This is a genomic window from Aerococcus sp. HMSC23C02, assembly GCF_001806805.1.
Classification (GTDB): Bacteria; Bacillota; Bacilli; order Lactobacillales; family Aerococcaceae; genus Aerococcus; species Aerococcus sanguinicola.
This window is the reverse complement of sequence record NZ_KV786060.1, coordinates 317,093-326,094: the sequence shown is the minus strand read 5'-3', so window position 1 is coordinate 326,094 and position 9,002 is coordinate 317,093. Positions and strand designations below refer to the sequence as shown.

7 protein-coding genes are annotated in these 9,002 nt (G+C 48.5%); 5 read left to right on the top strand and 2 right to left on the bottom strand.

Going from position 1 to position 9,002, the window contains the following annotated elements; translation table 11 throughout:
* Positions 1 to 145 precede the first annotated feature (145 nt).
* Entirely contained in the window at positions 146 to 499 is a 354-nt protein-coding gene (locus HMPREF3090_RS08210; RefSeq protein WP_067974720.1) for a single-stranded DNA-binding protein, read from the bottom strand.
* Positions 500 to 663: 164 nt separating this feature from the next.
* On the opposite strand from HMPREF3090_RS08210, the gene HMPREF3090_RS08205 reads away from it, so the two are divergent.
* The 3 genes from HMPREF3090_RS08205 to HMPREF3090_RS08195 are packed head-to-tail and all read left to right on the top strand — an operon-like array spanning position 664 to position 4,013.
* Positions 664 to 1,407 (top strand): response regulator transcription factor, encoded by a 744-nt coding sequence (locus tag HMPREF3090_RS08205; protein ID WP_067974724.1) that lies wholly within the window; start codon positions 664 to 666, stop codon positions 1,405 to 1,407.
* 1 nt (position 1,408) lies between these two features.
* Entirely contained in the window at positions 1,409 to 2,848 is a 1,440-nt protein-coding gene (locus HMPREF3090_RS08200) for a sensor histidine kinase (protein ID WP_067974727.1), read from the top strand.
* Entirely contained in the window at positions 2,826 to 4,013 is a 1,188-nt protein-coding gene (locus HMPREF3090_RS08195; RefSeq protein WP_230080800.1) for a class I SAM-dependent rRNA methyltransferase, read from the top strand. The genes HMPREF3090_RS08200 and HMPREF3090_RS08195 overlap by 23 nt, the downstream gene beginning before the upstream one ends.
* A gap of 51 nt (positions 4,014 to 4,064) precedes the next feature.
* On the opposite strand, the gene HMPREF3090_RS08190 is transcribed toward HMPREF3090_RS08195, so the two are convergent.
* Positions 4,065 to 5,333 carry a BaiN/RdsA family NAD(P)/FAD-dependent oxidoreductase gene (locus HMPREF3090_RS08190; protein WP_070486441.1) on the bottom strand — a complete coding sequence of 423 codons (1,269 nt, stop codon included), beginning with the start codon at positions 5,331 to 5,333 and terminating at the stop codon, positions 4,065 to 4,067.
* Positions 5,334 to 5,442: 109 nt separating this feature from the next.
* Here HMPREF3090_RS08190 and HMPREF3090_RS08185 point away from each other — a divergent pair, with 109 nt between their 5' ends.
* Complete coding sequence (locus tag HMPREF3090_RS08185) at positions 5,443 to 6,144, top strand: ABC transporter ATP-binding protein (protein WP_067974733.1); 702 nt, start codon at positions 5,443 to 5,445, stop codon at positions 6,142 to 6,144.
* An 8-nt stretch (positions 6,145 to 6,152) separates the two neighbouring features.
* Positions 6,153 to 8,939, top strand: a complete 2,787-nt coding sequence (locus HMPREF3090_RS08180; protein WP_070486439.1) for an ABC transporter permease — start codon at positions 6,153 to 6,155, stop codon at positions 8,937 to 8,939.
* Positions 8,940 to 9,002 lie beyond the last annotated feature (63 nt).

The following is a 9,002-nucleotide window of genomic DNA, read 5'->3' as shown; positions in this document are numbered from 1 at the left end:
AAGTCACTCCCTTTCTGCCTTTGCGAACCCGACTGCAGGGGGGTGAGCAGAAGCTTCTGTATCCTCGCCCCCACATTTGAAAGTATAAAAAAGCAACAGGCTGCCTTTTCGCAGCCTGTTTTTATTAGGGGAGGGATTTTTCTATTTAGTCTTTAGCGACTTGGATAGTCATGACTTTGTCTGCGTCGCTTACTTTTTTACGCAAGAAAGTGACATCGCTGATCACAATTTCAATCGCTGTTTGATTGTGGCCAGCTTTATTCTCATAACGCCGGCTTTGGATCCGGCCAACGAGACCCAGTTCATCACCCTTTTCAAGGTATTTGGCGATTAGCCGGGCGGTACCGTTCCAAGCGACAATGGGAATAAAGTCCGCTTCTTGTTTTTGACTATTGCGTCGGTTAATTGCAATGAGATTATTTAGGACAGCATTGCCATTGGCAAATTCTTTAATTTCAACATCAACGGCTAAGCGACCGATACAAGCAACTTGATTCATTTATTCTCACCTCCTATTAGATATATAAACGAAAAAAGCTGAAATTCACGAAACAATTTTAAGTTTTTTTACTTCAAAGCTAATTTAAATAGGGTACAATAGTTTTGAAGGCTCACATAGAAAATACTTATTTTTGTGAACGATAAAGAAAGTGGGGACCTCGAATGCGTATACTAATGATTGAAGATGATGCCTCGATCTCTGAAATGCTAGGCATGTACTTTGAACAAGAAGAGGACTGGTCAGCCATTTTTATTGCTGATGGTCAAGAAGGTTGGGAGTATTTTCTTAACCATGAAGAAGAAATTGAAATGATTATCTTAGATTTAAACCTGCCCTCTCTAAACGGCAAGGAAATCTGTAAGCGGATCCGCGCGCGCAATAAGATGGTACCGATTATCATGCTCACAGCTCGTGATTCTGAGAGTGACCAGATCCTGGGTCTGGGTCTAGGGGCGGACGACTATGTCACTAAACCCTTCAGCGCGATTACCTTGATTGCCCGGATGAAGGCCCTCTACCGCCGCTACCAGGAAGAACAGGACCAGTTAGCCGCTGTTGACCAGGACCAAGATAAGGGAGCTAAGCAGGACCAAGACCATATTGTGTCTACCCAATCGATTCGAATCAATACCAAGACCCGAGAAGCCTATTATAATGACCAAGAGATTAAGAATTTAACGCCTAAAGAATTTGATATCTTAGCCCTTCTTGCTTCTCATCCTAAACAAGTCTTTACCCGAGAAAACTTGCTCAGCAGCCTCTGGGAAGAGCCGTTTTACGGGGACGAGCGAACGGTTGATGCCCATATTAAGAAGCTCCGCCATAAGATGGAAGCTCTAGGGCCCCAGGTGATCCAAACAGTCTGGGGTGTCGGTTACAAGTTCGACGAGACTGAGGGGGATTAGTTTGCGTTACTTTTACCAACTCTTGTTAGCTTTTATTGTTGTGATTTTATTTACCCTATCCGGCTTGTCCTATGTCATGATCCGTATCCCGGAAGAACGTTTTCAAAATCAAACGGCCCAACAATTGGATTCAATGGCCGATTATTTTGAAGAAACATCAGTCAACCCGGATTACTTAGCAGACAAGCAAGAGCTCTTAGGGAGCGCGGGCATTAAGGTTTTTCTCTATGACCAAGATGCCCAGCTTGTCTATCCTAAGGTGGAAGGCCAGGGAACAGAGCCTGTCTCCAACTATCTCGACCAACAAGATTTGGCCAGTTTAAAGAGCGGGACACGCCAGCCCATGCGTGCCTTTGATATGGGCTTTTCTAAGGAAGATGGGGATGCCTTAGCCACTTTTGTGCCCCGTTTTGATGGCGATCGCTACCAGGGCTTTGTGGCTATTGGCAAAAATAACTTTGAATTTGGCCATCGTCTCTTAGGCAACCGCATGGATACCCTGGTTGCGGCTCTCTTAGTAGGCGGGGCTGCTTTAGTCATTGCCCTGGGGATTTCTTACTTCTTGAACCAGCGGATTGGCCGCATCCGCCAAGCAACTAAGGAAGTAGCGGATGGTAATTACGCTGTCCGCTTGCCCCAAGACTATGATGATGAAATCGGCGACCTCAGCCGGGACTTTAACCGGATGGCAGAGTCTCTTGAAAGTTCGATTGAGGAAATTAACCGCCAGGAAAATATTCGCCGGCAATTTATGCTGGACGTGGCCCACGAAATGCGGACGCCGCTAACCACCATGAATGGCCTCTTAGAGGGCTTGCGCTATGGTCTAATCCCAGAAAAACATTTTGACCGGAGTATCGAACTGGTCCACAATGAGACCCAGCGTTTAACGCGGCTCGTTAACCAAAACTTAGACTATGAAAAGATCCGCTCGCAGGAAATTTTCCTTATGCCGATGACCTTTAAGCTGCGGCAAATGCTGGAAGACCTGGCCCTTCAACTGGAAGAGGCAGCTAAGTCCAAGGAAGACCAGATTCTAATCGATTGTTCGGACGAGACAGAAGTTTATGCGGACTGGGACCGGCTCCGGCAAATCCTCTTTAATATTACCCAAAATGCGATCCAATTCACGGACCAAGGGCAGGTTAAGCTGCAAGCCCGCGAGACGAGTGAAGCAACAGAAATTCAAATTATCGATACGGGGATTGGGATGACGGAAGAGGAATTAGCCAATATTTGGGAACGCTTCTACAAGGCAGATGAATCACGTAAGTCATCGGCCTATGGGGAATCAGGACTCGGTTTGGCTATTGTTCATGAATTGATCCATGCCCATGGTGCCCAGGTGGAGGTTAAGAGTAGGCCTGGCCAAGGAACCCGTTTTATCCTGACTTTTCCTAAAGCAAAGGAGGAAGATTGTGACAATCAAGATGACCGTTAAATTAAAACAAGAAGCAGCCCAAGCCCTGCGCCAGGGTCGGCCCCTCTTGCAGGCAGATGATTTTATGGGGGAAGTCTCCTTTAATGAAGGTGACCAGGTTTATTTGACCGATTCCAAGGGAGACTTCCTCGCTATGGCTTACTTGGCTAAGCAGAATAAGGGCTTGGGCTGGGTCTATAGTTACCAAAGAGACCAGGTTCTCGACCCGTCCTTTTTCAAGCAAATTTTTAGCCGAGCTAAGACTAAACGCCAAGGCCTATTCGATGATGAGCTAACGACAGCCTTTCGCTTCTTTAATGGGGAAGGTGATGGCCTGGGTGGGCTAAGTGTCGATGTCTATGGGGATTACTTACTGATCCAATGGTATTCTCTAGGCATTTATGCCTATCGGGCAAGCATCGTTGAAGCCCTTAAGGAAGTCCTACCAGCTTGTCGGGGGATTGTGGGGAAGAACCGCTTCCAAAGCCAGGACCACTTAGCCAGTGAATGGTTGGCTGGAGAGGAAGCGCCTGAGCATTTTACAGTCCTGGAGGAAGGGCGTCGTTATGTGGTCCGACTCAATGATCATTGGATGACGGGCATCTTCCTGGACCAGCGCGAGGTCAGGACCTATCTTCAGTGCGAATTAGCGCTAGGTCGCCGCGTGCTCAACACCTTCTCCTATACCGGCGCTTTCTCAGTGGCAGCTGCCCTGGGTGGGGCTAGTCAAACCTGCAGTGTGGACTTGGCCAACCGCAGTCGTGACTTGACGGAAGAACAATTTGCGGCTAATGGTATCCCCTTAGCTGACCAGGAAATTTACGTCATGGATACCTTCGACTACTATAAGTATGCCCAGCGTCATAACAAGTTTTATGACTTGATCATTATGGACCCACCGAGCTTTGCCCGGAATAAGAAAAAAGTTTTCAAAGTGAACAAAGACTATCCTAAATTAGTGGCGGGGGCTTTAGGAATCCTAGCCAGTCAGGGGGACTTGGTCTGCAGCACCAATGCTTCCAATTATAGCCTGGCTGCTTTTAAATCTGATATTGAAAAGGGCGCAAAGAAAGCCCAGCGCTCTTTACGTCTCATTCAAGAATTTAAATTGCCAGGGGATTTCCCTGTGCCAGCCCACAGTCCAGAAAGTGACTATTTGAAGGTATTGATTTACCGGGCCGACTAAAAAACAGCACCGCTGGAACGTTCGAGTTTAAGCGGTGCTGTCTTTATTTGATTAGGCCATGCTGAAAGCTTGGTAGGCGGCGCTTTCGCCGGCTGCGTGGCCTGTGACGAAGGCGGCAGTGATATTATAGCCCCCTGTGTAGCCGTTGATGTCGAGGAGTTCCCCACAGATAAAGACTTGGGGATGGGCCTTGCTTTGCATAGAGTATGGGTCGACCTCATCTAGCGTGAGTCCGCCTCCGGTGACGAAGGCTTTATCGATCGATAAGCTGCCATCGACTTCAAAGTTAAAGCCCTTGAGCTCATGGACTAAGGCGGCCCACTGCTTCTTGGATAGGTCCTGGCAGGGAGTCAGGCCAGGGACCTCGGCTCTCTGGCAGAGAAACTCGGCATAACGCTCGGGGACGACTTCTTTGAGGACATTGCGGATAGCCTTAGCCTTATAGTCCGCTTGGAGGTCAGCATAGGCTTGGATGAGCTCTTCTTTACTGCGGCCAGGGAGGGCATCGAGTTTCAAGCGGACGGTTTTTTGCTGGCCTTGGCGAAGCAAGTTTTGGACGAACATGGAGCAGCGCAGAACAGCCGGCCCACTGACCCCAAAATGGGTAAAGATCATATCCATTTGATGGCTAACGACCGGCTTTTCTTTGGCATCCAGGACGGTCAGCTTGATATCGCGCAGGGAGAGACCGTGGAGGGTTTTCTTTTTGATAAAGGGCTCTGAAGAGGTTAGGGGGACCTCGGTGGGATAGATGGGTTGGATGGTGTGGCCCAAGCCTTCTAAGATAGGATAGGCGTCTCCTGTCGACCCCGTTCGCGGATGGGCCCGGCCACCCATGGCTAGAACCACTGTGCGGGCCTGGAAGAGGCGTTGGTCCTCAAGTTGAACGGTCACCCCACCAGCTTGGAGCTTGAGTGCTTCGACTTTGGCCTGGCAGATAATGTCAACTTCTAGATGCTTCAATTCATCGATAAAAGTCTGCAGGATGGTCTTGGCTGAGTCCGAGACAGGGAACATGAGGCCGTGGTCTTCTTCCTTAAGAGCAACACCGCGTTCTTCGAAGAAGGCCATAATATCGCTGTTGTCAAAACGCGAGAAGGCACTGTAGAGAAACTTGCCATTGCCTGGAATATGGTCGATAATATAGCGGGCGGGACGCTTATTGGTGACATTACACCGGGTCCCTCCAGTGAGCAAAAGTTTCTTGCCGAGGCTGGGATTTTTTTCTAAGAGGAGGACCTGGGCGCCAGCTTGAGCTGCGGCACAAGCTGCCATGAGACCGCTAGTCCCTCCACCAATGACAATCACGTCGTAAATCATAAAGAACTCCTTAAATTTATTTATTTTAATTGCTTTTATTTTCAGCTAGTTTTTACTATTGATATACTAACAAAGTAACATATTGTATGAAGAAAGGGAATGGTCAACTATGGCATATATCGAATTCAAAGATGTCGTTAAATCCTATGGTGAAGGCCGGTCCCAGGTGAAGGCAAATGACCATATGAGCTTTGAAATTGAAGCGGGAGAATTTGTCGTCATTCTGGGACCATCAGGAGCGGGTAAATCGACAACCTTAAATATTCTAGGGGGAATGGACAAGCCCACATCGGGTGAAATCTGGGTAGATGGCCAGGAGATTGGCCAGTTTAACGACCGGCAATTGACTAAGTTTCGCCGGGACAATGTTGGTTTCGTCTTCCAATTCTATAATCTCATTCCCAACTTGACCGCCCGGGAAAACATTGAATTAAGTGAGCAGATTGCCCAACAAGCCATTGCTGCTGACCAAGCCTTGGCAGCAGTAGGCTTAACGGACCGGCAGAATAACTTTCCTGCCCAATTGTCTGGGGGCGAGCAGCAGCGGGTTTCTATTGCCCGAGCCCTAGCCAAAAATCCTAAACTCCTTCTCTGCGACGAGCCGACAGGAGCCTTGGATAATGAAACTGGTCAGCAAGTCCTCGCCCTCTTACAGAAGCAGTCTCGTGAAGAAGAGACAACAGTCATCGTGATTACCCATAACCGTGCCATTGCCCCGATGGCTGACCGTGTCATTGAGATCAAGAACGGCCAGGTGGCAGATAGCTACCTACAAACAGAGCCCAAGACCGTTTCTGAGATTGAATGGTAGGGGTGGCTATGAAGAAAACAGCTTTATGGAAAGATAGTTTACGCGAAATAAAAAATAGTTTTTCCCGTTTTATTGCCTTGATGGGAATTATCTTCTTAGGGGCAGGCTTTTTCGTAGGGATCCGAGCGGCAGCCCCCAATATGCGTCAGACGGCTAACCTTTACTTCCAAGACCAACACTTACAGGATCTGAGCCTGCAAGCTGACTGGGGACTAACCGATGAAGATATTGACCGGGTGGATGACTTGGAAGGCATCCAGGCCTATCCCTACCGCAGTGTCGACCGAGAAGAAAAAAATCAAGAGAGTCTCTTACGCTTCTTGCCGAATTTTAACCAGATGGGGGAAGTTAACCAGTACAAGTTACGGTCTGGCCGTCTCCCTGAAAATAAGGATGAAGTGGCTTTGGATGTCCGCTTAGCCGAAGAAGGGGGCTTTAGCTATCAAATCGGAGATGAAATTGAACTAGCTGATCCTGACCAGACAGGCAATGACCAAGCTCCAGGCCTAGCCTCCAATCGTTTCAAGGTGGTAGGCTTTGTGACCTCGCCGATGTATATTGACCAGAGTGCTCGGGGAAATAGCCCTATCGGCAAGGGGGCTATCGATGGCTTTGCGGTTGTCCAGCCCGAGGTCTTTACTGGAGACCTGTACAGCCAGGTGGCCTTCAAGGTCGATGGCTTAGAAAATTATCCAGCCTATAGCGAGGCTTATGAAGAAAAAGTTGACCAGGCTAAGTCGGATATCGAAGATGCGCTGGATGGTCGGCCAGAGGAACGCTACCAGCAACAACAAGAAGACTTAGACCAAGACATCCAAGCAGCGGAGGAGGACTTGAAACCAGGCCAAGAAGCTATTCAAAAGGCCAAGGATCAAGTTGAGGCGCAGAAGGAAAGCTTGCAGAGTCAAGAAGACCAATTGAAGCAAGTGACTGCTGGCCTAGGAGAAGGCGCTGCTAACTTACCTCAATTCGCCCAAGCTAGAGAACAATTAGACCAAGGCAAGGAAGCTATTAAGCAAGCCGAAGAGGATATCCAAGCTAAGGAAAAAGACTTATCTCAAGGCCAGGAAAAACTCAACCAGGCCAAGACATATAAGGAAGAAATGGAAGTCCCCAACTACCAAGTCAATGACCGCAGCCAATTGAGTGGTTACAGTGAGTATGAAGACAATGCAGACCGGATTGCCGCCATTGCCCAGGTCTTTCCTGTCATCTTCTTCCTAGTGGCCGCCTTGGTAAGCTTTACAACTATGACGCGGATGGTCGATGAGCAGCGGATCCAATTGGGGACGCTCAAGGCTTTAGGCTATCGGTCTTCCGAAATTGCGATTAAGTTTCTATTATATGCTGGACTAGCCAGCGTCATTGGGACCTTGCTGGGAGTGGCAGTGGGCAATTATCTCTTGCCCAATATCATTGTCAACGCCTACGGGATGCTCTACGATCTAGGACAGGAAGTCTACTACGGCTTCTACTGGAAGGACTTCCTCCTTGCCCTCAGCATTTCCCTCCTGACAACCGTTGGACCGGCCTGGTTGGTCACCCGCAATTCGCTAACCGAGCCAGCGGCCGTCCTGATGCGGCCCAAGCCCCCTAAAGAAGGCCAACGCATTCTCTTAGAACGTTGGACCTGGTTCTGGCAAAAACTTAGCTTCAATAATAAGATTAGTTTGCGTAACCTCTTCCGCTATAAGGGCCGCAATGCCATGACTCTGATCGGAGTTGCTGGTTCAACTGCTCTCTTATTGACAGGTTTTGGAATATCTGACTCGATATCTGGCTTGGCTGACCGCCAATTCATCGATCTCGAGCATGCCCAAGCCATTGTTCAATACCAGCCCAAGCTATCGGCGGAAGAAGTGGATGAGCTAAATGAGACCGTCCGCCAGCATGACCAGGTGGCAGATGCCCTGCCTCTCTATACGGCTAGCTACCAAACAACAGACGACCGGGTCAACCAACAGACCGTTTCCCTCCATGCCTTGGACCCTGATTCTAACTACCAGGACTTCTATGCCCTCGCAGATGTGGCGACAGGGGAGAGAATGGCCCTGCCTGAAGATGGGGTCCTCATCAACCACAAACTAGCTAAACTTCTGAATATCCAAGCAGGGGATACCATCAGCTTGGAAGATCCTGATGGTCAAGTGGTGGACTTGCCAGTTAAGGGAGTCTTTGAAAGCTACATCATGCACGATGTCTTTATGAGCCAGTCGGTCTACGAAGACTTAATCGGAAGTCTGCCTAGTCAAAACCAGGTGGAAATAAAATTAAAGGATAATGCGCCTGAGAAGAAGGACCAGGTCATCGATGATTTGATGGCAGAAGAGGGGATCGTCACGGTCGTTAATATTGACCAATTCCGGAACATGTTCAATGAAACTTTGGAAACTTTAAACCTGGTGACCCTGGTCTTGATTATCGCGGCAGCTATCCTCGCTTTCATCGTGCTCTATAGCCTGACCAATATAAATGTCTCGGAACGGATCCGGGAATTATCAACCATCAAGGTGCTGGGCGCCTACCCACTCGAGGTCACCCTCTATATCTACCGGGAAACCCTCTTGTTGACGGTGGGGGCTATCCTTGCTGGACTTGCCATGGGACAACTTTTAACCACTTATATCTTGCAGACAGTGGAAGTGGACATTATGATCTTCCCGGCCCAAATCCAAGGCTTGTCCTATCTCTATGCTAGCCTTCTAACCTTAGTCTTCTCTCTTATTGTTATGGCGATCATGCACCATAAATTGAAGCAGGTCGATATGGTTGAAGCCCTCAAAGGGGTGGAATAAGATTTAATTATTTAATACATCCTGTTAGTGAGCATCCGTTCCGCTTTTGAATTTGATCGTTAA